The sequence below is a fragment of the Neisseria sp. HMSC078C12 genome (assembly GCF_001838065.1).
Classification (GTDB): domain Bacteria; phylum Pseudomonadota; class Gammaproteobacteria; order Burkholderiales; family Neisseriaceae; genus Neisseria.
The window spans coordinates 1-23,937 of sequence record NZ_KV835608.1 but is presented as its reverse complement, the minus strand read 5'-3'; the positions used below and the strand labels follow the sequence as shown (position 1 = coordinate 23,937).

20 protein-coding genes are annotated in these 23,937 nt (G+C 49.4%); 4 read left to right on the top strand and 16 right to left on the bottom strand.

Features of this window, described 5'->3' with window-relative positions:
• Window positions 1-45: 45 nt before the first annotated feature.
• Window positions 46-1,401: a prephenate-dependent tRNA uridine(34) hydroxylase TrhP gene (gene yegQ, locus HMPREF2596_RS05115; RefSeq protein WP_003748589.1), complete on the bottom strand. Its 1,356-nt coding sequence runs from the start codon at window positions 1,399-1,401 to the stop codon at window positions 46-48.
• 327 nt (window positions 1,402-1,728) lie between these two features.
• Between yegQ and HMPREF2596_RS05110 the strand changes: the two genes are divergently transcribed.
• Complete coding sequence (locus HMPREF2596_RS05110) at window positions 1,729-2,475, top strand: amino acid ABC transporter permease (RefSeq protein ID WP_049322801.1); 747 nt, start codon at window positions 1,729-1,731, stop codon at window positions 2,473-2,475.
• 77 nt (window positions 2,476-2,552) lie between these two features.
• On the opposite strand, the gene nagZ is transcribed toward HMPREF2596_RS05110, so the two are convergent.
• From nagZ to HMPREF2596_RS05060, 10 genes are all read right to left on the bottom strand, one after another.
• Window positions 2,553-3,638 carry a beta-N-acetylhexosaminidase gene (gene nagZ, locus HMPREF2596_RS05105; RefSeq protein WP_070587432.1) on the bottom strand — a complete coding sequence of 362 codons (1,086 nt, stop codon included), beginning with the start codon at window positions 3,636-3,638 and terminating at the stop codon, window positions 2,553-2,555.
• Between the two features lie 96 nt (window positions 3,639-3,734).
• A complete protein-coding gene (locus HMPREF2596_RS05100; RefSeq protein ID WP_070850054.1) occupies window positions 3,735-5,255 on the bottom strand; it encodes a Na+/H+ antiporter NhaC family protein in 1,521 nt (506 codons plus the stop codon).
• A gap of 134 nt (window positions 5,256-5,389) precedes the next feature.
• A complete protein-coding gene (locus tag HMPREF2596_RS05095; protein ID WP_070850052.1) occupies window positions 5,390-6,889 on the bottom strand; it encodes a DegQ family serine endoprotease in 1,500 nt (499 codons plus the stop codon).
• A 240-nt stretch (window positions 6,890-7,129) separates the two neighbouring features.
• Window positions 7,130-8,383 carry a glutamyl-tRNA reductase gene (hemA, locus tag HMPREF2596_RS05090; protein ID WP_036493228.1) on the bottom strand — a complete coding sequence of 418 codons (1,254 nt, stop codon included), beginning with the start codon at window positions 8,381-8,383 and terminating at the stop codon, window positions 7,130-7,132.
• Window positions 8,384-8,532: 149 nt separating this feature from the next.
• Window positions 8,533-9,396, bottom strand: a complete 864-nt coding sequence (gene rpoH / locus HMPREF2596_RS05085) for an RNA polymerase sigma factor RpoH (protein WP_004519690.1) — start codon at window positions 9,394-9,396, stop codon at window positions 8,533-8,535.
• A gap of 281 nt (window positions 9,397-9,677) precedes the next feature.
• Window positions 9,678-11,225 carry an apolipoprotein N-acyltransferase gene (gene lnt / locus HMPREF2596_RS05080; protein WP_070850050.1) on the bottom strand — a complete coding sequence of 516 codons (1,548 nt, stop codon included), beginning with the start codon at window positions 11,223-11,225 and terminating at the stop codon, window positions 9,678-9,680.
• 55 nt (window positions 11,226-11,280) lie between these two features.
• Window positions 11,281-12,147 carry a DUF808 domain-containing protein gene (locus HMPREF2596_RS05075; RefSeq protein ID WP_070850048.1) on the bottom strand — a complete coding sequence of 289 codons (867 nt, stop codon included), beginning with the start codon at window positions 12,145-12,147 and terminating at the stop codon, window positions 11,281-11,283.
• A 111-nt stretch (window positions 12,148-12,258) separates the two neighbouring features.
• Window positions 12,259-13,641 carry a TolC family protein gene (locus HMPREF2596_RS05070; protein WP_070850411.1) on the bottom strand — a complete coding sequence of 461 codons (1,383 nt, stop codon included), beginning with the start codon at window positions 13,639-13,641 and terminating at the stop codon, window positions 12,259-12,261.
• A gap of 63 nt (window positions 13,642-13,704) precedes the next feature.
• Window positions 13,705-15,642, bottom strand: a complete 1,938-nt coding sequence (locus HMPREF2596_RS05065; protein ID WP_070850046.1) for a MacB family efflux pump subunit — start codon at window positions 15,640-15,642, stop codon at window positions 13,705-13,707.
• An 81-nt stretch (window positions 15,643-15,723) separates the two neighbouring features.
• Window positions 15,724-16,905, bottom strand: a complete 1,182-nt coding sequence (locus HMPREF2596_RS05060; protein ID WP_070850044.1) for an efflux RND transporter periplasmic adaptor subunit — start codon at window positions 16,903-16,905, stop codon at window positions 15,724-15,726.
• A gap of 289 nt (window positions 16,906-17,194) precedes the next feature.
• On the opposite strand from HMPREF2596_RS05060, the gene HMPREF2596_RS05055 reads away from it, so the two are divergent.
• Window positions 17,195-17,617: a type IV pilin protein gene (locus HMPREF2596_RS05055; RefSeq protein WP_070850043.1), complete on the top strand. Its 423-nt coding sequence runs from the start codon at window positions 17,195-17,197 to the stop codon at window positions 17,615-17,617.
• A gap of 116 nt (window positions 17,618-17,733) precedes the next feature.
• On the opposite strand, the gene nusB is transcribed toward HMPREF2596_RS05055, so the two are convergent.
• The 3 genes from nusB to HMPREF2596_RS05040 form a co-directional block, all read right to left on the bottom strand.
• The gene (gene nusB / locus HMPREF2596_RS05050; RefSeq protein ID WP_004519698.1) at window positions 17,734-18,162 is read right to left on the bottom strand and encodes a transcription antitermination factor NusB; all 429 of its coding nucleotides are present in this window, start codon (window positions 18,160-18,162) and stop codon (window positions 17,734-17,736) included.
• A 119-nt stretch (window positions 18,163-18,281) separates the two neighbouring features.
• Entirely contained in the window at window positions 18,282-18,761 is a 480-nt protein-coding gene (ribH, locus tag HMPREF2596_RS05045) for a 6,7-dimethyl-8-ribityllumazine synthase (RefSeq protein ID WP_070850042.1), read from the bottom strand.
• Between the two features lie 93 nt (window positions 18,762-18,854).
• Window positions 18,855-19,178, bottom strand: a complete 324-nt coding sequence (locus HMPREF2596_RS05040; protein ID WP_003748560.1) for a DUF2185 domain-containing protein — start codon at window positions 19,176-19,178, stop codon at window positions 18,855-18,857.
• A 254-nt stretch (window positions 19,179-19,432) separates the two neighbouring features.
• Here HMPREF2596_RS05040 and rnc point away from each other — a divergent pair, with 254 nt between their 5' ends.
• Complete coding sequence (gene rnc / locus HMPREF2596_RS05035) at window positions 19,433-20,152, top strand: ribonuclease III (protein ID WP_003748556.1); 720 nt, start codon at window positions 19,433-19,435, stop codon at window positions 20,150-20,152.
• Window positions 20,153-20,216: 64 nt separating this feature from the next.
• A complete protein-coding gene (gene era, locus HMPREF2596_RS05030) occupies window positions 20,217-21,146 on the top strand; it encodes a GTPase Era (protein ID WP_070850041.1) in 930 nt (309 codons plus the stop codon).
• A 57-nt stretch (window positions 21,147-21,203) separates the two neighbouring features.
• Here era and coaBC read toward each other — a convergent pair whose 3' ends face one another.
• Together coaBC and HMPREF2596_RS05020 are read right to left on the bottom strand one after the other, a co-directional pair.
• Window positions 21,204-22,382 (bottom strand): bifunctional phosphopantothenoylcysteine decarboxylase/phosphopantothenate--cysteine ligase CoaBC, encoded by a 1,179-nt coding sequence (coaBC, locus tag HMPREF2596_RS05025; protein ID WP_070850039.1) that lies wholly within the window; start codon window positions 22,380-22,382, stop codon window positions 21,204-21,206.
• Between the two features lie 34 nt (window positions 22,383-22,416).
• Window positions 22,417-23,646, bottom strand: a complete 1,230-nt coding sequence (locus HMPREF2596_RS05020; RefSeq protein WP_070850037.1) for a tetratricopeptide repeat protein — start codon at window positions 23,644-23,646, stop codon at window positions 22,417-22,419.
• Between the last annotated feature and the right edge of the window lie 291 nt (window positions 23,647-23,937).

Sequence of the window (23,937 nt, the reverse complement as noted above, 5' to 3'; positions counted from 1 at the left end):
AAAAGGCCGTCTGAAACTTTCAGACGGCCTTTGTTTGGTTGATGCTTAAGGATTCATAATCCGCGCAACCAAAGCTTTTTCTTTGCCCTGCATATTGGGGATTTTGACCTGAATACCGTTGCCTGGGGCAACATCGACAGGTTGGCCTTTGCGGGTCATTTGTTCCAATTTGATGGTTTGGTTGCCGCTCGGGTGGATGATTTCGAGTGAATCGCCGACTGCAAAGCGGTTTTTGACTTCGATGGTCGCCCAGCCGTTTTCATCGATTTCGGTAACGTGGCCGACATATTGGCTTTGTTTGGCGATGGAGTGGCCGGTCAGGTAGTTTTGGTAATCCTGAGTTTGGTGGCGCTCGAGGAAGCCGCTGGTGTAGCCGCGGTTGGCAAGGCCTTCGAGTTCGCTCAACAGGCTGTAATCAAACGGACGGCCTGCAACGGCATCGTCAATCGCTTTGCGATAGGACTGGGCCACGCGTGCAACATAATAAAGCGATTTGGTACGGCCTTCGACTTTGAGGCTGTCCACGCCGATTTTGGCCAGTTTCTCAACCACTTCAATGCCGCGAAGGTCTTTGGAGTTCATGATGTAGGTGCCGTGTTCGTCTTCCATAATCGGCATCATTTCGCCCGGGCGGTTGGACTCTTCAATCAGGAAAACTTTGTCGGCGTAAGGGTGGCGTTTTTGACCGTTGATGCCTTCGAAGTTTTGGTTGGCTTCTTCTTGGGCTTTTTCAAAGTTGAAACCTTGCAGAAGCTGGGCATCGCCCGCGTCGCTTTCGACGGCGTTGTGGACCTTGTAGTCCCAACGGCAGGAGTTGGTGCAAGTACCTTGGTTGGGGTCGCGGTGGTTGAAGTAGCCCGACAATAGGCAACGGCCGGAGTAGGCGATGCACAATGCGCCGTGAATGAAGACTTCAAGCTCGATATCCGGACATTCTTGGCGGATTTCGGCGATTTCTTCCATGCTCAATTCACGTGACAGAATAATGCGTTCGACACCGATGTTTTGCCAGAATTTTACGCCCCAGTAGTTGGTGGTGTTAGCTTGTACGGACAGGTGAATCGGCATTTCCGGCCATTTTTCGCGCACGGTCATGATCAAACCCGGATCCGCCATAATCAGCGCATCGGGTTTCATGGCAATCAAGGGTTCCATATCGGAAACAAAGGTCTTGAGTTTGGAGTTGTGCGGCAGCGTGTTGACGGTCAGGAAGAATTTTTTGTTGCGCTCGTGCGCCTCTTTAATGCCTTGCTCGAGGACGTCGAGTTTGGCAAATTCGTTGTTGCGTGCGCGCAGTGAGTAACGCGGGCTGCCGGCGTAAACGGCATCTGCGCCGTAATCGTAGGCGGCACGCATGCGTTCGAGGCCGCCTGCAGGCAATAAGAGTTCGGGTGCTTTCATGTTTTATGCTTTTTAAAATGTTTTCAGACGGCCTTTAAGGGAAGAGGGAAGGCCGTCTGAAAGATGTTTGAAGAATGGGCGGATTATCCGCTGTTTTTGTGTTTCGGTCAATTTTGTCTCGGGTTTGCGCTTTGTTTTTTATACGGAAAATGTCCTATATGGGCAAAGGCGAAAAGGGGCTGCAATTCATTGGAAATGTAAAAAAAGCAGGGTTGGGCGGAATAATTTAACAAAAAACCGTTCAAGCAATGTATTTTCTTGTAAAATATCAAGCTTCATTTTAAAAAATATTCGGATTCGTTACCGATTTTGACCGACGGAAGATTTATGGATTTTCGTTTTGACATCATTTATGAATACCGCTGGATGTTTTTTTACGGCGTGTTGACGACGCTGGGACTGACGGTGGTTGCAACGGCAGGCGGCTCAGTTTTGGGTTTGCTGCTGGCATTGGCGCGTTTGATCAATCCGGAAAAAGCCGGTGCACCGATGCGTGCTTTGGCTTGGGTATTGCGTAAGATTTCTTTTTGGTATGTGACGCTGTTTCGTGGTACGCCATTGTTTGTACAAATTGTGATTTGGGCTTATGTTTGGTTCCCATTTTTCGTTCACCCGGCCGACGGTGTGCTGATTAGCGGCGAAGCAGCTGTTGATCTGCGCCGTTCTTATGGTGCGCTGATTGCCGGCTCTTTGGCTTTGGTTGCAAACTCGGGTGCGTATATTTGTGAAATTTTCCGTGCCGGTATTCAATCAATTGATAAAGGCCAAATGGAAGCTGCGCGTTCTCTGGGGCTGACCTATACTCAGGCAATGCGTTATGTCATTTTGCCTCAAGCGTTGCGCCGTATGTTGCCGCCATTGGCCAGTGAATTTATTACTTTGTTGAAAGACAGCTCATTGTTGTCCGTCATCGGCGTGGCTGAGTTGGCTTATGTACAAAGCACGATTACTGGCCGCTATTCTGTCTATGAGGAACCGCTTTATACGATTGCGCTGATTTATTTGGTGCTGACAAGCTTTTTGGGTTGGGTATTCCTGCGATTGGAAAGCCGATACAATCCGCAACACCGCTAATCGGTTTGAATCAAAAAAGGAAGACTTGAAAAAGTCTTCCTTTTTTATTTGCCGTCAATGTTTCAGACGGCCTTGAATCAGAATGCTTCGCCGACTTTAACACCGCCTGCGATGTCTTTGGGCGTTGCCAGTTTAGCGGTCGCCTGTTGTGCAGCTTGGAATGTTTCGGTTGCCATGATGTCGGCTGCTTCCTGGATGGTCAATGTGTTGGCCATGTATTGCCAACGTGCGGCCAAATCGGCGTTTGCCGGCGCGTGAAAACCGTCTCGCAATTCATCGACCAAGTCTGGACGGTTGCACACCAGTACAATATCGCAGCCTGCTTCAAAAGAAAGTCGGGCGCGTTCTTTAATGCCGCCGACGCCGCATGCGCCTTCCATGGTCAGGTCGTCTGAAAAGATAACGCCGTTAAATCCGATTTCTTGGCGCAGGATTTGTTTCAGCCATTTTTCGGAGAAGCCGGCAGGTTGGCTGTCGATTTGCGGGTATACGACGTGGGCAGGCATGACTGCGGCCATGCCTGCCTGGCTCAGTGCGCGGAAGGGGATAAGGTCGGCAGCTTCGAGCGCTTCGCGGCTGCGTTCGTCGCAAGGCAGGACATGATGGCTGTCGCCTTCGACAAAGCCGTGGCCGGGGAAGTGTTTACCGCAAGATTTCATGCCGCCTTTGTTCAGGCCTTTTTGTAAGGCAAGGGCAAGCTGGGTTACGATGTTGGCATCGCGGTGGAAACTGCGGTTGCCGATGACGGCGCATTGACCCCAGTCCAAATCCAATACAGGCGTGAAGGATAGGTCGATACCGCAGGCGGAGAGTTCGGTCGCCAAAACCCAGCCGACTTGTTCTGCTTGGGCGCAGGCGGCTTCTTGGCCTTCGTTGTCCCAAATTTCGCCCAATACGTTCATGGCAGGCAGGCGGGTGAAGCCGTCAATAAAACGTTGAACCCGTCCGCCTTCGTGGTCGACGGCGATGATGAGTTCAGGCGTGCGGACGGCTTTGATTTCTTGAACCAAAGCTTTGAGCTGGGAGACGTTTTCAAAGTTGCGGCGGAACAAAATAACGCCACCGACGGCAGGGTCGAGCAGGCGTTGTTTTTCTTCTTCGGTCAGATGGTAGGCGGCGACGTCGGCCATGACGGGGCCGCGTGGAAGATGGGGCATATTCATTGTTTTGTCCTGAATAATGGATATATGGGTAATTGCAATATTCAGACGGCCTGAGCGTGTCGGAATATCTCAGGCCGTCTGAATATTGGTTTTGAATTAGGCAGTTGCTTTGTTCTTGTCTTTTAAGATGAAAATCAACACAACCATCACGATGCCGGTTACCACAAAACCTAAAGGCGCAGAGCCGGTCATGCCTAAAATCAGGTAGCCGATAGCGGCAGAGGCGGCAACGGTCAGTGCGTAAGGGAATTGCGAGGTAACGTGGTCGATGTGATTGCAGTGTGCGCCGGTAGAAGAGAGGATGGTGGTGTCGGAAATCGGCGAGCAGTGGTCGCCAAATACGGCACCGGCCATGACGGCGGACATGCAGGGGATAATCAGCGCTGGTTCGACTTTGACGGCCATGGCGGCGGCAATCGGCAACATGATGCCGAATGTACCCCAGCTTGTACCGGTAGCGAAGGCCATCACGCCTGCGAGCAGAAATAAAATCACGGGCAGGAAGCCTGCATGGATATTGCCTGCCACCAAGGTGGAGAGGTATTCGCCGGTGTGCATTTCGCTGACAACGGTGCTGATGATCCATGCCAAAATCAAGATGATAATGGCACCGCGCATAGAGATGATGCCCTGCCAAACGGCTTTGGGGTAATCGCTGGTTTTGATGGTGCCGATGGTACAGAGGATGACGGCCAATACGCCGCAAGTGCCGCCGAACACGAGGGAAGTGTTCACATCGGTATTTTCAAATGCACTGAGCAAAGAGAAGGTTTCAGAAGCTTGCGCACCTGTGTAAATCATGGCGGAAACCGTGGCGGCGATCAGTACCAAAACCGGTACAATCAGCGCGAATACGCGGCCGTTGGGATGGCCGGTGTCAACGGTTTCATCATGAATTTCGTTTAAAGCGGCGCGTTCCAAACGAGCCATTGAGCCGATATCGAAAGAGAACCAGGCAACGACAAAAACCATAATCAATGCGAAGACGGCATAGTAATTCATCAGGCTCATGGCCACGAATGCGCCCATCGGTGTGTAGCCTGTGATGTTGTACGTTACCAAAAGGCCGGCCAAAGTAGCGATAATCGATGCGCCCCAGCTGGATACCGGCATCAAAACGCACATCGGTGCGGCAGTGGAGTCCAGGATGTAAGCCAGTTTGGCACGGGAAACTTTGAATTTGTCGGTTACAGGACGGGCAATTGCGCCGACGGCAAGGCTGTGGAAATAGTCATCAATAAAGGTAACGAATACCAGGCAGGCAGTCAGCAGCTTCGCGCCGCGGCGACCTTTGATGTGCTGTTTCGCCCAATCGGCAAATGCTTGGTTACTGCCGGAATGCGTCAGCAGGGAAGTGAAAACCCCCAAAAGTACCAAGAAGAGCAGGATTTTGGGTTTGCCCAAAGACCAATCACCGTCCGCCCAAGTCAGGCTGACGGCCATGTCTTTCAAGTGAACTAAGGCATCAAGCGGATTGCCGCCTACCAGCAGGAATGAGCCGACGATAATGCCGACACCCAGGGACAGCAATACACGGCGCGTAGCAATGGCCAGGGCAAGCGCGATGGCTGCCGGAACAATGGATAAAATAGAATTCGAATAATTAATAAGTTGCATAATTATATTGTATATAAGCGGTGAAATATTTTCAGACGGCCTAGATTTGGAAGGCGGATAACAAAATACCCACCGCCTTTGACAGATGGGTATTTTATCATCTAACACATCATCATGCCGTCTGAAAAATCGGACTACTGCAGATTTAGTGCGAGGAACAAAGTATTGCCATCGCGTTGTACCAAAAGCGGTACGTTTTTGCCTGAGCTTTCCAATGCGCTACGGAAAGTGGATTCGTCATTGACGCTGATTTGGCTGACGGCAATGATTTCGTCGCCGCGTTTGAGGCCGGCACGTTCGGCCGCTCCGCTAACGCGCAGAACGATTAAGCGTTGTTTGCCGTCTGCGTTTTCAACCTGCAGGGTAACACCTGCGTTTTCAACGGTAAATCCGTCATGGCTGCCTTCATGTTGTGGGTGTTCGGCTTCTTTTGCAGAAGTTTCCGTTTGCTCGGCTGCGCTGCCAAGTTTGACTTTGACATCGGTTTGTTTACCGCCGCGCCAAATGCTCAAAGTCACTTCTTTACCCGGCATCATCGAGCCGACCATGACCGGCAAATCGCTGGAAGCGCGGACTTCTTCCCCGTTCACGCTGCGGACAATATCGCCGACTTGCAAACCGGCTTGTTGCGCTGCGCTGTTCGGCATGATTTTGGCAATCAACGCGCCGCTTGCTTTGTCCAAACCGAAAGATTTGGCCAAATCGTAAGAAACTTCTTGGATAACCACGCCCAATTGGCCGCGTTGGACTTTACCGTTGGCTTTCAATTGGTCGGCCACATTCATGGCAACATCAATCGGAATGGCAAACGAAATGCCCATGAAGCCACCGCTGCGGCTGTAAATTTGTGAGTTGATGCCGACTACTTGGCCGCGGAGGTTGAATAACGGGCCGCCTGAATTGCCGGGGTTGATGGCAACGTCGGTTTGGATGAACGGCGTGTAGTTTTCATTCGGCAGGCTGCGGCCTTTGGCGGAAACAATGCCTGAAGTTACGCTGTTGTCAAAGCCGAATGGCGCGCCGATGGCGGCTACCCATTCGCCCGGTTTTAAATCTTTCGGATTGCCGATTTTGACAACCGGCAAGTCTTCTTGCGGCTCGATTTTTAAGAGGGCAACGTCGGATTGGGCGTCTGAGCCGACCAGTTTGGCCGTGTATTCGCGTTTGTCGTTGAGCAGGACTTTGATGTTGCCCATGCCGGCAACCACGTGGGTATTGGTCAGGATATAGCCGTCTTTGCTGATGATGAAGCCGGAGCCGAAATTCAAATCATCGCTTTCGGCCTCTTCTTGAGGCATGTCGGGCATATTGGGAACGAGGCGTTTGAAGAACTCGTAAAACGGGTCGTTGTCGGGGAATTGGCTCAGATCCATGCTGTGGTCGTCATCCGGTGTTGCAGTGCGTTTTGCCGGAGTTGCTTGAATATTGACGACGGCCTGTCCTTCGTTTTGTACCAATTGGGCGAAATCGGGCAACAGCATGCCGACCTTACCGTCATCGGTATTGGTTTCTATGCGTTGGACGAGTTCTTTGCTTTCTTCTTTACCGAAAAAGGTGCTGACTTTGTCGCAACCTGAAAGAAGGGATGCTGAGAGGACAGCAAGGGCCAGATATGTGTTTGTTTTAATATGCACGAAAGTTCCTTTTGCCGGTGCCTATCTTATTGTCGGCATGTATTTGAGCCGGCAGGCAGTTTTATTGTTTGAATGTTGTTCAAATGTATAAAGTAGGATTTTTACACTTTAACGGTTTTTTTTCAAGCATTTCATTTTAAATGAAAAAATGATGATTGAAATTTGTTGCTTTGATGCCGTCTGAAAACTTTGGCATAGAACCTGTTGTCTCGCTTTTTTCAGACGGCCTTTAAATTAAGGTCAGTCGTGTTGGTCCAAATGGTAGATCTGCGCCACGGCATCGATTAATTCGCTGTTGTCCGAGCCGGCTTTGTTGAGCGTGCGTGTCGGAGAGTGGAGCAGTTTGTTGGTCAACTGAATGGAGAGGCGTTCGAGGACATCCTCGGCCGATACGCCTTTTGCCAGTTGTTTCATGGCATTTTCCAGCACTTGGCGGCGTGCGCGTTCGCCTTCGTCGCGCAAGGCGCGGATAAGCGGAACGCTTTGACGGTTTTTCTGCTGGCGGATAAATTCGCTGACCTTTTCTTCCACCATGCTTTCAGCCGCCGCCGCTGCCTTTTTGCGCGCGTCTTTACCGCTTTGGACAATATCCATCATGTCGTCCACGGTATAGAGATATGCGTCTTCCAATTCGCCGACTTCGGCTTCGATATCGCGCGGAACGGCCAAATCCAGCAGGAAAACAGGCATGTTGTGGCGTTTTTTCAATGCGCGTTCGACCATGCCTTTGCCGACGAGGGGCAGTTGGCTAGCAGTGGAAGAAACGACCACGTCGTAATCGTGAAGAATATCGGGTAATTCATTCAGCAGGCAGGCTTCGGCGTTGACGCTGAGCTTGTCGCACAATTCCTGCGCACGCTGGTGTGTACGGTTGGCAACGGTGATGAGCTTGGGATTTTTGGCGGCAAAATAAGTGGCCACCAGCTCAATCATTTCGCCTGCGCCGATAAAGAGGACGTTAAGGTCGGAAATGGAAGGGAAGATTTGCTCTGCCATTTTGACCGATGCGGAAGCCATAGAGACGGAGTTTTCGCCGACAGCGGTATCGGTGCGCACTTCTTTGGCAACGGCAAAGGTTTTTTGAAACAGGGCGTTTAAGTGGGTATTGATGCTTTCTTGTTCTTGCGCAACGCGGACGGCATCTTTGATTTGACCGAGAATTTGCGGTTCGCCCAAGACCATGGAATCCAAGCCGCAGGCGACGCGGAAGGCGTGGCGGACGGTTTCGTTGTTGTCTAGGGTGTAGAGGTAGGGGCGGATTTCTTCGACAGGCAGATTGTGATATTTTGCTAACCAGTTGATAATTTTTTCGGATTCGCCGACGCAATAAAGCTCGGTGCGGTTGCAGGTAGAAAGAATGACTGCTTCTTCCGCCGCCTCGCTGCGCGCGAGGTTGGACACGGCATCCGGCAAATTTGCAGCAGCAAATGCCAGTTTTTCGCGTATGCTCAAGGGCGCGGTTTGGTGGTTGAGTCCGACGACGGTAAGTTGCATGGTTATGGTATGACCGGGTAGTGTGTGTGGTGGCTATTATAGCTTAAGTGGGCTTTAAAATGAATGTGTTGGGGGGATAAGATATGATGAGGTTTGCCATAGAAAAGGCCGTCTGAAAAGATTCAGACGGCCTTTTTATCAAGAAAGGCTTAAACGGCTTCTGCTTCTTCTGCCAAGAAACCGCGCAGTTTTTGCATAGCTTTGGCTTCGATTTGGCGGATGCGTTCGGCAGATACGCCGTATTCGGCAGCCAATTCGTGCAGAGTCAAACCGCCGTCGTCTTGCAACCAGCGGCTTTCAACGATACGGCGGCTGCGGTCGTCCAGTTGTGCCAAGGCGTTTTGCAGACCTTCGGTTTGCAGGGCGTAGTGGGCTTGTTTGGACAACTGACGGCTGGGCTCTGCATCGTGGTCGGCCAACCAGTCGATAGGGGCGAAGTTGTCCTCGTCATCGTTGTTTTCTGCCATGATGCCGATGTCGTGGCCGGTCATGCGTTGTTCCATTTCCAAGACTTCGGACAATTTGACGCCCAAATCGTCGGCGATTTCTTGCGCTTCTTTTGGAGACAAGGCATTCAGGTTTTTACGCATGCTGCGCAGATTGAAGAACAGTTTGCGTTGCGGTTTGGTTGTGGCCACGCGGACCAAACGCCAGTTGCGCAAAATGAATTCGTGGATTTCGGCTTTAATCCAATGCACGGCAAACGAAAACAGGCGCGCGCCGCGGCTTGGCTCGTAGCGTTTGACGGCTTTCATCAGGCCGATATTGCCTTCTTGAATCAGGTCGGCTTGGTTGAGGCCGTAGCCGTCGTAGCCGCGTGCAATGGATACGACGACGCGAAGATGGGACAGAATAAGCTGTTTGGCGGCGTTGAGGTCGCCTTTTTGTTGACGTTCGGCCAGTTGCGTTTCTTCTTCGGCAGTCAGCATGGGAATGCTGTTGACTGTATGAATGTATTGCTCGAGGCTACCGTTGCCGCTGTGGATAACGGGTAATGCAAAAGCTTTATTCATAAAAGGATGCTCTCCTTGATTAGGCCGTCTGAAAACGGCTTTTTGTTTATTGTGTGACAAGCAGTATAACACTGCCTGTGGTTTGTTTTGTTATGGGTTGGATTTTTTCTGTAAATTAAACGATGGATTTAATAGTTTTTGCTGCTTAAATTGCAGGAGTTGATTGTCTTTGAAAATTTGAGTGATTTGCTAGGTTTTGGGTAAGTATATTACAAACATTTCTGTATGTAAATAGTTATATCAATAAAAAAGACCTTGTTAAACAAGGTCTTAAAATTTTTTTATTCTGGTTTCTTCCGGCCAATCAGAATGAGGAATACGCCGATAACGGCCAAAATACTGATAAGCCAGGTTGAGCCGCCTGCTTTCATATAAGGCGTTTCGCCGATGTAGCCTTTGACGTGGCCTTCGAGTACGGTTTCTGTATCCGGTTGGGCTTCGGCAACAATCGTGCCTTTAGGGGAAATAATGGCGGTTGCGCCGGTATTGGTGGCGCGAACCATGTAGCGGCCCAGCTCCATTGCGCGCGCTTGGGACTGTTGAAGCTGCTGGTACATGGCATTGGATTTGCCGTACCATGCCATATTGCTGATGTTGGCAAGCAGGGTGGAGCGTTTGGCCGTTGCGATGAGTTCGTCGCCGAAACCGTCTTCATAGCAGATATTGAAGGCGACTTTTTGATCTTTCATTGTCAAAGGCGCTTGGTTGTAGCCGCCTTTTTGAAAGTCGGCCAAAGGCATATCCATCATTTTATAGAGGCGCTCGGTAATGATGGGCAATGGCTTGTATTCGCCAAATGGAACCAGGTGGTTCTTGGCGTAGTAGGGGATGGTATCGGAAGTGCTGTTGTGATAGTCGCTCAAATTGATGACGGCATTTTCGTAGCCGTTGCCGTCGGGCGTATATTGGCTGATGCCGATGGCCAACGCGCTGCCGTTGCTTTGCGCCTGTTCGGCGAATTGTTCCAAGATGCCTTCGGGCAGGTCTTGGCGCATCAGCGGCAGGGCGGTTTCGGGCAGGATGACGATGTCGGCACTGGTTTTGCTGATTTGTTCGTAGTATTTCTGAATGGTCGGAATGATTTGCTCTTCTTTCCATTTCAGATTTTGCTCGATATTGCCTTGAATCAGGGCGACGGTGCTGGTGCTGCCGTCGGGGCGGGTGTATTCGGTTTGTTGGGAAATATAGCCGACGGAGCAAAGCGCAACGATAAGGAATAAGGGCAGAAGGCGGTGTTTCAGACGGCCGTGGTTGTCAATCAGCAACACCAGCCATGCGCTGAGGAAAGCGGTTGCCAGCGTAACCATATGAATGCCGCCCAACGGCGCGAAACCTGCCAACGGGCTGTCTTTGATGATTTGGGAATAGCCGATTGCGCCCCAGCCGAATCCGGTCAGGAAGCGTTCGCGGGCAAATTCTGCCAGCGTCCACAAAATCGGCAGCAGGAGGCCGGTTTTGGCCCAGCGAGCCAGGTTGCATTTTCTCCACACCCAAAAACAGATGGCCGGATAAAGCGCAAGAAATGCCGGCAGCAGGAAGGTGAGGGGGATAGCGTATGAATCCGGCAGACCCGAAACATCATGCAAGGCAGTGTGTATCCAATAAAACTGCGCCGTATAACCGATTAATCCGAACAGATAGGCAGTCATGACGGCAAAGCGCGGACGCAATTCAATCAGGCGTATCAGCGCGCCGAACAACAGCGGCATCAGCCAGAAATGATAATACGGGGCGAAAGTGAACGGCGTCGCGGCGGCAATCAAGATGACCAGCGGCCAGTACAGCAGCGGATGTTGCCAGTATTGTTCGAGTTTACGGAAAATATTCATGCTTTAAATGGTATTGAGGCCGTCTGAAAGGTTTTCAGACGGCAGGGAAACAAAATCAGTCTTTTTGAAACAATTTCATTGCAGGCAGGACAATGGCGCAGGCCAATGCACCGGCGGCTACTCCGATCACCAGATTGGCGATATGTTCCATCATGCCGCTGTCCCAATGTTGCACGTGGAGGAAATCGTGCAAAAAACCAAGGTTGTGGGCGATCAGTCCGCCACCGACCAAGAACATCGCCAGCGTGCCGACAATGCTCAAGCCGCGCATAAACCAAGGCATAAATGAAATCAAACCGCGTCCGATGCCTTGTACGGCGGCACTTTTTTGGCGCATCAGCATCATACCGAGGTCGTCAAGTTTGACGATAATGCCGACCAAGCCGTACACCAACACCGTCATGCCGATACCGATGGCAACCATAACCAAAGAACGTGTTATCAGGTCATATTTTTCAACAACGCCCAGCGCGATAATGATGATTTCGGCGGAGAGGATGAAATCCGTGCGGACCGCGCCTTTAACTTTTGTTTTTTCGTCTGTAACTTCAGGCTCGGCATCGTGTCCGTCTTCGTGTTCATTGCGGTGCAGAAATTTGTGCAACAGTTTTTCCACGCCTTCAAAACACAAATAAACACCGCCGATCATCAGCAAGGGCGTAATCAGTGCAGGCACGAAAGCGGAAAGCAACAGCGCAAGCGGCACCAGAATCAGTTTGTTAACCAAAGAGCCTTTTGCCACGGCCCAAATAATCGGCAATTCGCGCTCGGCAGATACGCCGGTTACCTGATTGGCGTTGAGCGCCAAATCGTCGCCGACCACGCCGGCGGTTTTCTTGACGGCGACTTTGGTCATCATCGCTACATCGTCCAAAACGGCGGTAATGTCGTCCAAAAGCGTAAAGAGAGAGGCGAAGGCCATAATGTTGTCCGGATAAAATCAAATAAACGCGCGATTATATATGAAAATTCAGTTGCTTGAATGGTTTTAGACGGCCTTTGACGGAAATTAACCAAAGGCCGTCTGAAAATGCTATTTCGGCGTATAACGTCCTGCCATAGCTTTGTAGGCCATATTTTCGTATTTTAAAGCCTCATAGCGTTGGTTCAGCAGGTTTTGCGCTGAGCTGTATTCCGTATTCAAAGCCTCCAGCCAGTCTTTCAGTTCGTTTTTACCGTGTTGGTAGCGGACTTGATAGTAATGGCTGTTTTTCTTGTCCAATTGATAACGCTGTTCCTGATTGGCAAGGCCGGCCTGCGCGTTTTTGTAGGCAAGGTAGTTGGTGTTGACCTCGTTGAGCGCGGTAGTCAGGGCTTTTTCAAAATTCAGCTTGGCACTGTCCATCTCCGCTTGTACGGTTTTGTCTTTCCATTTCATGGTCTGCCAATTAAGGAAAGGTAGATTGATGGTGGCCGAGCCGCCCAACATAGGGATATTGAACGTACTTTTTGCTTTGTCGGACGACGTACTCAAACTTGCGCCCAAAGTAATCGACGGATACCAACTGCGTTTTTGCGCGTTGACCGATTGTTGCGACGCTTGCAGGCGGTATTCGGCGGCGCGCAGGTCGGGGCGGTTGGCCAAAACGGTAATCGGTACGTCCAAGTTCACGCCTTTGACCGGCAATAGGCGGAATTGTGCCGGATCGGCGGCCATGTTTTCAGACGGCCTTAAATTCAATAAATTACGCAAAACCTGTTTTTGCGTATCCAAATTGTTTTGCAAAGACAACAGGCTGTTTTCTGCGTTCAACAATGACTGTTTGGCTTGCGTCGGCTGGCTGGAGTCGGCCCGGCCGTAGCGGAACTTGGCATTCGCAATGCGGTTGATTTCCTGATATTGCTTCAGCGATTTTTGCGCCAACTCGATGGCTTCGTTCAGGTAGGCAATATTGAAATAGGCATCGGCGACATTATTAATCAAAGTCAGGCGCGTGTTGGCCATGTCTTCATGCGTGGCTTGGTATTCCCATACCTGTGCATCGGCAGTGGCACTGAGTTTGCGCCACAAATCCAATTCGTAGCTTAAGCCAAGCTGGCTGCTGAAGGTATTGCCGTGGCTGCCGGTTTTCAGGTTTTTAGAAGCATTCGCACCCAACGAGCCGCTGAACGAAGGCACCAAATCCGCGCCCAAAATATTGGCTTGGTACAAAGCCTTGTTGACGCTGATGGCCGCCTGTTTCAAATCGACATTATTCGCCAACGCCTGCTCCATCAGCGCGTTGAGCTGCTGGTTTTGGTAGATTTCCCACCAGTTGCCGTTGACATCGTAGCGTTCGGAAGTTTCGGCTGCGCTCATGACTTGGCCGGTTGCTTCCAGCGTCAGATTCGGATTGGCTTTAGGTGCGGCGCACGCACTTAAGGCAAGGGCAACAGCCAAGGATAAGGCTGCTTGGGAAAAAGGTTTCGTCTTCATAAAAAATCTTTCGGGTAACAGCATTTCAGACGGCCTTAAGATAATAGGTCGTCTGAAACATAATCAATCCTGAGCCAGCGCATCAATCGGGTTGAGCTTGGAAGCCTTGTTGGCAGGCATAAAGCCGAACGCAACGCCGATGGCGGTGGAGCAGACCACCGCGCCGATGACGGAAGTCATGGAAATGCTCATCGGGAAGTCGGTAACAAAATAGTTGAACACCAGGCTGATGCTTGCGGACAACAATACGCCTGACAGGCCGCCGATGATACAGATTAAGACTGCCTCAATTAGGAACTGTTGCAAAATATTGTTGCGGCGTGCGCCGATTGCCATGCGGACGCCGATTTCTTTGGTGCGCTCGGTAACGGAAACCAGCATGATGTTCATCACGCCGATGCCGCCGACCACCAAAGAGATGACCGCAATGGAAGAAATCAGCAGTGTCATGGTGCCGGTCGTGCTTTCAACCATTTCTTTGATGCTGTCGCTGTTGTTCATAAAGAAGTCTTCTGTACCGTGGCGTGCTTTCAGCAGCTCGGTCAGGCTTTTTTCGGCAACTTGCGTGTTGGCATCGTCTTTGATTTTGACAACGATGGAGTTAGTATAGCTCTCGCCGGTAATTTGGTGCATGACCGTTGTATACGGCGACCAAAGCATCAGCGAGTCGGAATTGCCGAATGAGTTGTCATCCTTTTTCATAATGCCGATGACGGTTAACGGGCGTTTTTTGAAAAGGATGGTTTTGCCTAAAGGATTGACACCTTCGCCGAAGAGTTTGGTTTTGGTGTTTTGGTCGATGACGACGACTTGGGCATCGGTTTTTACATCGTCATCATCAAACAGACGGCCTTCTTCCAATTTCAAACCGCGCACGTCGAAATATTGTTCGCCTACGCCGTAAAGTGAGGCGGTCAGGTCGGTGTTGCGGTAGGTTAAGGTGCCGCTAGAGTTGGTTTGAGGGGTGGCAGAGGCGACGTAGCTTTGTTGGCTGATGACTTTTGCGTCATTAATCGTCAGTGTCTTGATCCGTCCGCTTCTACGGTCGCCAAAACCACGGCCGGGGAAGATACTGATAGTGTTTGTGCCCATCGAGTTGATGTCTTCCAGGATTTTTTGTTGCGAGCCATTACCCAAGGCCACCACCGATACCACCGAAGCGATACCGATGATAATCCCCAGCATGGTCAGCAACGAACGCATTTTGTGCGCCATAATCGCCTGTACCGACATTTTGAATGCTTCCATAAATTGATCGTAATAAAACGACCAGGAAGCTTTTTCTTTAATCCGCTCCACTTTGCTGGGCGGAATATCGGGATTTTTAGACGTATCCGAAATAATCTGACCGTCGCGGATTTCGATGACGCGATTTGCGTTTGCCGCAATGCCCGGATCGTGGGTGACCATAATCACGGTATGTCCGTCTTCGTGCAACTTATGGATGATTTCCATCACATTTTTACCGCTGGCGGTATCCAATGCGCCGGTCGGTTCATCGGCAAAGATGATTTCGCCGCCGTTCATCAACGCGCGGGCAATCGAAACACGCTGTTGCTGACCGCCGGAAAGTTCGCTGGGTTTGTTGCCTTCTTTATTTTGCAAACCCAAATCGCCCAACAGTTTTTCCGCACGTTCCGCGCGCTCTTTGCTGTCCATGCCCATATACACGGCAGGCAGGGCGACGTTGTCCCGGGCGGTTAACGAGCTTAACAGGTTGTAACGCTGGAAAATAAAGCCGAAACGCTCACGGCGCAAAGCCGCCAGCTCATCCGGCTGCATTTGCGATGTTTCGATGCCGTCGATTTGATAAGAGCCGGAAGTGGCGGTATCCAGACAGCCCAAGATATTCATCAGCGTCGATTTACCCGAGCCGGACTGGCCGATAATCGCCACAAAGTCGCCTTTTTCAATAGAAAGGCTGACATCTTTCAATACATGCACACGGTTTTCACCGCTACCGAAAAAACGGTTGATATTCTTACATTCGATTAAACTCATAATCTTTCCGGGCGAAAAATAGACATACAGAAACCAAGGCCGTCTGAAACACAGCCAAACCTTTCAGACGGCCTTAATCAATCAGCGGGGAGGGCCGCCGCCCATCATCGCGCGTTCGCTGCTCTTACTCTTTTCGTCTGCGCTCATTTCAGAAACGATTACTTTTTCGCCTTCTTTCAAGCCGCTTTTGATTTCGGTATTCATGCTGTCTTTCAAACCGACGGTTACTTCGCGTTCTACCGCTTTATTGTCTGCGCCTAAAATGCTGACATAGGATTTACCGTTATGCTTTTTCACGGTCAGCGTCGGTACCAGTAAGACATTCTTCACGCCGTTGATTTCAATCGTGTTTTGAGTGGTCATGCCGATGGAAAGTTTGCCGTCGGAATTTGGCACCAAGGCGCGGGCATAGTAGTAAATCGCATTGGAAGTCGTGTCCGTGCTGCTGGTGTAGCTGCCCAAAGACATGGTGGTCAGACCGGGGTCGACGCTGTCCAATTTCGCTTTAATCGGCGTGTCCGGTTCGGACAAAATGGTAAACGAAATATCCTGACCGGCTTTGACTTTCGTAATATCGCCTTCGGCAATCTGCATTTTGTTTAACATGGTTTCCAGATTGGCCAGCTGGATAATGGTCGGCGTAGATTGCGCCGCATTGACGGATTGGCCTTCCTCAACAGGAATGGCGACTACGGTGCCGTCCATGGTGGCGGTAATCCGCGTGTGGCCCAGTTCGGATTCGGCCGTATTGATGGAGATTTTGGATTGTTTGATGGAGGCCTTCAGTTCGGCGACATTGGCTTTGGCTGCGGCTAAAGAGTCTTGTGCAGATTCCAAATCTTCTTTGGAAGTGGCCTGTTCTTTCCATAAGGCAAGTTCGCGCTTATATTTTTTCTCAGCACTGGAAAGCGCGATTTCGGCAGAAACCAATTTTGCCTGATAAGTTTCTAGTTTGGATTTTTCGGTATTTAACGTGTTGAGCTGATTGGTTGAGTTGATTTCTGCAATCAGATCGCCTTTTTTCACTTGTTGGCCCAGTTTCACATACAGTTTTTTAATCTGGCCTGAAGCTTCTGCGCCTACGGATACCAAATTGGAAGGCGAGATTTCGCCGGTTGCCGATACGGTTTGACGGATATCACCGCGTTTGACCACTTCCGTAATAAAAGAAGACTGAGGCTCAGGCTTCATCAAAGACCAGCCGCCGAAAGCTGCAGCCACGATAACAGCCGTACCGGCCGCCCACTTGAAAACTTTAGACATATAAAAGGAACCAATTCAATAAAATAACGTCGCAGACAAGCAACAAATGTATTGATAGAAACAAAAAAACAACTGGATTTTACTGTAAAGACCAAGGCCAACCAAGAGACGGTTGGCTTAAATTGAAGTTTAACTTATTGAAATAAAAAATAAAAGGATGAACATATTTTTCAGAACTTGTACCTCGTTTACATAAATTCCCAAACTTCCTCCGAATCTGAACATTTAAGCCGCAAGAAAACGACTATAATATTCATGTCTTATTCCAATTATTAACGACACAAATAAAATGAAACACCAACAAGGCTTCACGCTTATCGAGCTGCTGATAGTCGTTTTGATTGCAGCCATTCTCGCTACCATCGCCTATCCGTCTTATCAAAACTACATCCGCCAAACGCGCCTCGCATCCGTCCGCACACAGATGCTGCATAATGCCCAACAACTTGAACGCTACTATACTCAAAAAAGTACTTTTGTAGGGTTTCCTACCGAAAATTTGCAGCAGAATCAATATTTCAATATTAGTTTTTCCGAAGGTACGGCTTCTATGCCTAATCCTTCCGATTCAGGTTATATTTTGAAGGCAGAACCTAACAAAGAAACCAACGCTAATGAAACCTGTACCGTTTATTACAACGACAGCGGTATCATCTGGGCAAACAGCGATAAACAAAACTGCCCTGGTTATGAAATACCAAAATCGGAATAAATCGAAATATAAAAGGCCGTCTGAATTTCAGACGGCCTTTTGGATGGTTTGGCTGTATAAGCAGATGAGCCTCAACAGGGCAAAGATCAGTGTCCCGGCCCGATGTGAAGTCGATTTTAGCCTTTGCGGCGCGGTTCGTCGGGGCGGATGCGGGAAGCCAGTTGGTCGAGGATGCCGTTGACGAATTTATGGCCATCGGTGCCGCCGAAAGTTTTGGTAACTTCGATGGCTTCGTTGATGATGACAGGATAGGGGGTTTCAGGCATGGTGCTCAGCTCATGGCAGGCAACCAGCAAAACGGCGCGTTCGATAGGACTGAGGTCTTTCTCGTCGCGGTCGAGCAGGGGGCTGATTTTTTCCATGTATTCTTCGGCATGGGTTTGTGCGCCGAAAAACAGTTTGTTGAACAGCTCTTCATCCATATTGGGCGCTTGGGACAGTTCGCGGATGTTTTTGGCGATTTCGGGAGCGGCGGTTTTGTTGATGCCTGCTTGATAAATGGCTTGTACGGCAAGCTCGCGTGCGCGGCGGCGTGGGCTTTTCATGGGTATTCCTTGTGAAGAGGGCCGATGGTTGTCGGCTGAATATTGAATGATTCAGACGGCCTCAATGTCATGATTGGGAGGCCGTCTGAAAATATGCGGTATTCAATACGGGGAGAAGTTTATTCTTCGTCGTCTTCGTATTGTTCTGACAAAAGATGGTTGACCAAGTTGGCACATTCTACGGCAACTTTGGCGGCATCGGAGGCTTTTTCTTCGATGCGTGCAACGGCTTGTTCGTCGTTTTCAGTTGTCAGAATGGCGTTGGCGATAGGGATGTTGTAGTCAAGGGCAACGCGGCTGACGCCTGCGCCGGATTCATTGGATACCAATTCAAAATGGTAGGTTTCTCCGCGAATGACAACGCCGATGGCAATCAGGGCATCGAATTGTTCAGATGAAGCGAGGTTCATCAGCGCGATAGGTACTTCAAGCGCGCCAGGAACGGTGGCAAGCGTGATGTTGTCTTCGGATACGCCCAATTCTTTTAGGGTGCGGCAGCATACTTTGACCATTTCGCTGCCGATTTCGTTGGTAAAGCGGGCTTGAATGATGCCGATGCGCAGGTTGGTGCCATCGAGGCGTGGTTCGATAATGTTCATGATGATTCCTTCAATATTTGTGAAATAGGGATTCTGCTCGGTTTCAGACGGCCTAGTTATAAAGGAGGCCGTCTGAAACGAAATTGGGATGGGTTATTCTTGCGGCTGCCAATCGGCAACGGCTTGGAACTCGCCGTCTTCGTTCAATTCCCACGCGCTGCCTTCTGCCTGAGTCAGCAGGGGCGCGATGTCGGGATTGTCTGCGGTAATGGCGGAGAGGCTGACAATGCTGAAGTTGTCGGGATTGTCGGTGTATTCGTCGGTTTCGTCGCCGCTGAAAATACGCCAGCCGCTGTCGTTTTCAAATACGGGGGCTTCGCGGTAGAGGAAGCCGACGGGTTCGCCTTGTTCGGCGACGGTGTTGGTGACGATGCAGCGGTCGAGCGCTGCGGCCAATGCTTGGGCAAATTTGTTCATGGAGTTGTCAAAGAGATGATTTGGCATGATTTTACACGATTCGCCGCTTTTCCGCACGGATGTGTGCAGGGGCGGTTTGGTGGTACAATGTCGGTCGAGCGCCGTCAGGTTTGAACATGACGGCTTTTGATTGTTTATCGGCTTGAGGGACGCAAGAAACAATGAGCCAAAATAAAAAAGTTGCCGGTGTAGCCTTTTTATTTTGTTTCACTGCGGATGAGGCGTATTTTCGGGCTGTTTTTTGAAAGTATGGAATGAAACCTGATTTGCTCAAACAGCAGGCGCATCGAGCGATTCAAAAGCGTCTGGGCTATGAGTTCCGCAATATGGAGCTGCTTCAGCAGGCTTTGACCCACCGCAGCTACAATGCCAAACACAATGAGCGTTTTGAATTTGTCGGCGATTCGATTTTGAACTATTCCGTGGCGCGGATGTTGTTTGACGCGTTTCCAAAATTGTCGGAAGGCGAGTTGTCGCGGATGCGCGCGGCTTTGGTGAATGAAGGCGTATTGGCTGAAATCGCGTTGGAAATGAATGTCGGCGACGGTTTGTATTTGGGTGCCGGCGAGTTGAAGAGCGGCGGTTTCAGACGGCCTTCGATTTTGGCCGACGCGATGGAGGCGATGTTTGCGGCGGTCAGCTTTGACGCGGATTTTTCTGCGGCGGAAAAAGTGGTTCGCCATTTGTTTGCGGAACGCGTGAAACGTGCGGATTTGAACATCGGCAAAAAAGACAGTAAAACCGCTTTGCAGGAAGCCTTGCAGGCACGCCGTTTTGCCCTGCCGAAATATCGAATTGAAGAGCAGGCGGAGCAGACGGCCGATGCGATGTTTGTGATTTCCTGCGATTTGGGCGAACTTGGTTTCATCTGCAATGCACGCGGCAGCAGTCGGAAAGTGGCCGAGCAAAAAGCGGCATGTGAAGCCTTAGAATGGTTGGAACAGAAGTTTCCTTTGAAAAAATCTAAAAAATAATATTTCAGACGGCCTTTGAGAAAATGCAAAGGCCGTCTGAAACAATCAAGAAAGTCATATATAAATGGATATCGAAACCTTTTTGCAAAACGAGTCGCAACACCCGACGGATTATCGTTGCGGCTTTGTGGCCATCGTGGGGCGCCCGAATGTCGGCAAATCTACGCTGATGAACCATTTAATCGGTCAGAAAATCAGTATTACCAGTAAAAAAGCACAAACCACGCGCAACCGTGTAACCGGTATTTACACCGATGATACGGCACAATTTGTATTTGTCGATACGCCGGGTTTCCAAACCAATCACCGCAATGCCTTGAATGACCGTCTTAATCAAAACGTAACTGAAGCGTTGAGCGGCGTGGATGTGGTGGTTTTTGTGGTGGAAGCCATGCGTTTTACCGATGCCGACCGCGTGGTGTTGAAACAGTTGCCTAAGCATACGCCTGTGGTATTGGTGGTCAATAAAATCGATAAAGATAAAGCCAAAGACAAATTTGCACTTGAGGCGTTTATCAATGAAGTGCGCCAAGAGTTTGAGTTTTCCGCCAGCGAGGCAGTCAGCGCGAAACATGGTTTGCGTATTGCCAATTTGCTGGAGCTGCTCAAGCCGTATCTGCCGGAAAGTATCCCGATGTATCCGGAAGATATGGTCACGGACAAATCCAGCCGATTCCTGGCGATGGAAATTGTGCGTGAGAAATTGTTCCGCTATTTGGGCGAAGAGCTGCCGTATGCGATGAATGTTGAAGTGGAGCAGTTTGAGGAAGAGGAAAGCGGACTGTTCCGCATTTATATCGCGGTGTTGGTTGATAAAGACAGCCAAAAGGCGATTTTGATTGGCAAGGGGGGGGAGAAATTGAAGAAAATTTCTACTGAAGCCCGCCTTGATATGGAAAAATTGTTTGATACCAAAGTTTTTTTGAAGATTTGGGTGAAAGTAAAATCCGGTTGGGCAGACGATATTCGTTTCCTGCGCGAATTGGGTTTGTAATTTAATGTGTTTGAACAAAAGGCCGTCTGAAAAATTTTCAGACGGCCTTTTGTTTGATCAAGCCAATAATTCAGCCAGGCGTTTGACAATTTCATCTGCTGCTTGGCGTTTGGATGTTTCTGGAAATGAGGTTTCGGCAAGGTCATCAATAATGGTAATTTGATTGGTTGGCTTGCCCATGGAAACGGAAACTTGGTTGGCTACCAGCATCGGTACGTTTTTACGCAAACGTTTTGCCCGAGCAAATTCCAAAACCTGATGGCTTTCGGCAGCGAAGCCGATGCAGAACGGAGGAGAAGGCAGGGCGGCAACGGATGCGAGAATATCCGGATTTTCTGTCAGCTCGATAACCGGAGGCTGATCGCCGTTTTTCTTCAGTTTCTCGTTGCTGCTGTTTTTGACTTTATAGTCGGCAACGGCTGCGACAGAGATAAAGACATCTTGTTCATGGATATGGCGGTGGACTGCCTGATACATGGCTTCTGCGCTGACAGCCTGTTCAGAATGAGCCAAGCCTGCTGGCAAGGCCGTCTGAATTTGACCGTAAATCAGCGTAACTTTCGCTCCGGCAGCACGGCACGCACGCGCTAAAGCCATGCCCATTTGTCCGCTGGAGATATTGGTAATGCCGCGGACAGGGTCGATGGCTTCAAACGTTGCGCCGGCTGTAATCAGAACTTTTTTGCCGCTCAGCAGCTTGGGTGTCCATAAATCTTCTAGCAAATCTGCCAGATCGACCGCTTCGACCATTCTGCCCGTACCTATTTCACCGCAAGCCTGTTCGCCACTGTTTGGGTAAAACACGGTAATGCCGTCTGAAGCCAGTTGCGCAATATTGCGTAGGTTGGCAGGGTTGTTCCACATTTCGACATTCATTGCAGGTGCAACGGCCAAAGGACATTTTCTGGCTGCGGCCAAAGTAGTCAGCAGGTTGTCGGCCAATCCGTTGGCAATTTTGGCAATCGTATTGGCAGTTGTAGGCGCAATAAGAAATGCGTCGGCTTCGCGCGTCAGATTGATGTGTGCCATGCCATTACTGGAAGCACCTGAATAGGTGTCCGATAACACGGGATTGCCGCTTAATGCTTGGAAAGTCAGCGGTGAGACAAATTCCGTCGCAGAATCTGTCATCACCACCGAAACAGAATGCCCCTGTTTTTTCAGCAGTCTGACCAGTTCGCAAGATTTATACGCCGCAATACCGCCGGTAATGCCGAGGAGAATGTGTTTGCTCATGATATTGGATGTTTAGTTAAGCTGTTGTTTAGAATCAAATTCTCTCGATATTGATTTTTGCCAATCCTGCTTTAATGGCATTACCGTATCTTCTGGGTAAGGAAGCTGAAACAATTCCGTTTTTTACTTCAGTTACGTAACTGCATACCTTAAATTCAGGAACAACATTAAGCGAATAATCCCGATTGACTAAAGGGGATACTCGCGAATATAAAGTCCATCTCGCCAAGCTGTTATCTTCATAATCGGTTGTCGCGTTGAAGCTGGTTGCACCTTCGCAGAAAGCAATTTGATAATCTGGGTTGAATTCTCCGGGGATGTCATGCGGATTACGGAAGTTGAACAGTCGGTCATGTGCAAAGAGATTTTGGCGTATATAGGCCCACAATTCTTTTTCTAAGAAATCCTGATCCGCGAAATGCCTTGAAGAATAGCCGCTATCAATAAAGTTTTGAATTCTTTCCCTTATATTAGGAACGGCACCGGCCTTGGCTCCCCACATACCTGCAAGAATTAAAGCAGTATGCGAGCCCGAATCGCGTATGGTGTGGAATAGGGCGCCACTTTTTATCCATTCCGAAACAGAAGCTGCATCTCGATAACAAATAATAGAATCAGCATCGCGAAATATCACATATTCAGCTTCAGGATCATTTATCGCAAGAAAACGCCACATCGTTCCGGGCCAGTTGCGCAGTTGGGGATCAATATGGATAACCTCCGCACCATTGGCCTTAAACCGTTGGATGGCTTCGGCCGGAACAGAATCATCAACATAGAAACGGCATGTCCAGCCAGGAAAAAGAACAGGAGCAAGCTGGGTATTTAAGACGGCAGGCTCAATATATTTGGAACTATTACCAAATAAAGAAAACGAGATAATCCGTTTTCCATCTTTTGGCGCCGATGCAGGAATAATTTCATGCTGAAGATCAGGTATGGCTTTATCTTTCAAGACCAAAGCCTGATGGCCATAAAATCCGGTTCTTTCCCAATTTCCCAAACCGCCGTATGCGTGTGCAAGTAAATCCAAAGCAGGGATATAGGCGCTATCCAGCTCCAATGTTTTCATTTCGGCCTCAATGGCTTTTCCCCATTTCAATTGCTTTAGATAGACATAAGCAACTTTGTGATGAAATTCGACAGATTGTGGATTGAGAAGGCAAAGAATCTCCGCACGTTTAAGCGCTTCCTCGTAATTTTCCTCTTCGATAAAAGAGTGGTATGCCTGTTCAAATTTTTGTTGGATTTGTTGGTTGCTCATAATAGGACAATTTTAAATTTATGATTGTTTTATTGAAGAAAGTGTAGATTGTAAGAGTAGATAGGACCAAAGCGCCAGCAATATAAAGAGAAATAGCATCTGAATGTGGCAAATAAGAGCAAAGTTGTAGGGCTATTATCTTTGAAGATTCTGTACACCTAGTGAATATATAAAATTTGATAAATTTAAAATTATTTAAATACAGACAGTTGCAGAAATTCTGCAATTTTTTTTGAAATTGGGTGTTGACTGGTTTTGTTGGTAGGCGTATAGTTCGGTTCTTCGCTGCTG

Excerpts from the sequence above, each read along its gene's own strand:
- lnt (WP_070850050.1), bottom strand. The coding sequence starts at position 11,225 with ATGAATATTTTCCGTAAACTCGAACAATACTGGCAACATCCGCTGCTG.
- HMPREF2596_RS05070 (WP_070850411.1), bottom strand. The coding sequence starts at position 13,641 with ATGAAGACGAAACCTTTTTCCCAAGCAGCCTTATCCTTGGCTGTTGCC.
- HMPREF2596_RS05055 (WP_070850043.1), top strand. The coding sequence starts at position 17,195 with ATGAAACACCAACAAGGCTTCACGCTTATCGAGCTGCTGATAGTCGTT.
- yegQ (WP_003748589.1), bottom strand. The coding sequence starts at position 1,401 with ATGAAAGCACCCGAACTCTTATTGCCTGCAGGCGGCCTCGAACGCATG.
- HMPREF2596_RS05040 (WP_003748560.1), bottom strand. The coding sequence starts at position 19,178 with ATGAACAAATTTGCCCAAGCATTGGCCGCAGCGCTCGACCGCTGCATC.
- era (WP_070850041.1), top strand. The coding sequence starts at position 20,217 with ATGGATATCGAAACCTTTTTGCAAAACGAGTCGCAACACCCGACGGAT.
- coaBC (WP_070850039.1), bottom strand. The coding sequence starts at position 22,382 with ATGAGCAAACACATTCTCCTCGGCATTACCGGCGGTATTGCGGCGTAT.
- rpoH (WP_004519690.1), bottom strand. The coding sequence starts at position 9,396 with ATGAATAAAGCTTTTGCATTACCCGTTATCCACAGCGGCAACGGTAGC.
- HMPREF2596_RS05075 (WP_070850048.1), bottom strand. The coding sequence starts at position 12,147 with ATGGCCTTCGCCTCTCTCTTTACGCTTTTGGACGACATTACCGCCGTT.
- nagZ (WP_070587432.1), bottom strand. The coding sequence starts at position 3,638 with ATGAATATGCCCCATCTTCCACGCGGCCCCGTCATGGCCGACGTCGCC.
- rnc (WP_003748556.1), top strand. The coding sequence starts at position 19,433 with ATGAAACCTGATTTGCTCAAACAGCAGGCGCATCGAGCGATTCAAAAG.
- HMPREF2596_RS05060 (WP_070850044.1), bottom strand. The coding sequence starts at position 16,905 with ATGTCTAAAGTTTTCAAGTGGGCGGCCGGTACGGCTGTTATCGTGGCT.
- HMPREF2596_RS05100 (WP_070850054.1), bottom strand. The coding sequence starts at position 5,255 with ATGCAACTTATTAATTATTCGAATTCTATTTTATCCATTGTTCCGGCA.
- nusB (WP_004519698.1), bottom strand. The coding sequence starts at position 18,162 with ATGAAAAGCCCACGCCGCCGCGCACGCGAGCTTGCCGTACAAGCCATT.
- HMPREF2596_RS05065 (WP_070850046.1), bottom strand. The coding sequence starts at position 15,642 with ATGAGTTTAATCGAATGTAAGAATATCAACCGTTTTTTCGGTAGCGGT.
- HMPREF2596_RS05110 (WP_049322801.1), top strand. The coding sequence starts at position 1,729 with ATGGATTTTCGTTTTGACATCATTTATGAATACCGCTGGATGTTTTTT.
- ribH (WP_070850042.1), bottom strand. The coding sequence starts at position 18,761 with ATGAACATTATCGAACCACGCCTCGATGGCACCAACCTGCGCATCGGC.
- HMPREF2596_RS05020 (WP_070850037.1), bottom strand. The coding sequence starts at position 23,646 with ATGAGCAACCAACAAATCCAACAAAAATTTGAACAGGCATACCACTCT.
- hemA (WP_036493228.1), bottom strand. The coding sequence starts at position 8,383 with ATGCAACTTACCGTCGTCGGACTCAACCACCAAACCGCGCCCTTGAGC.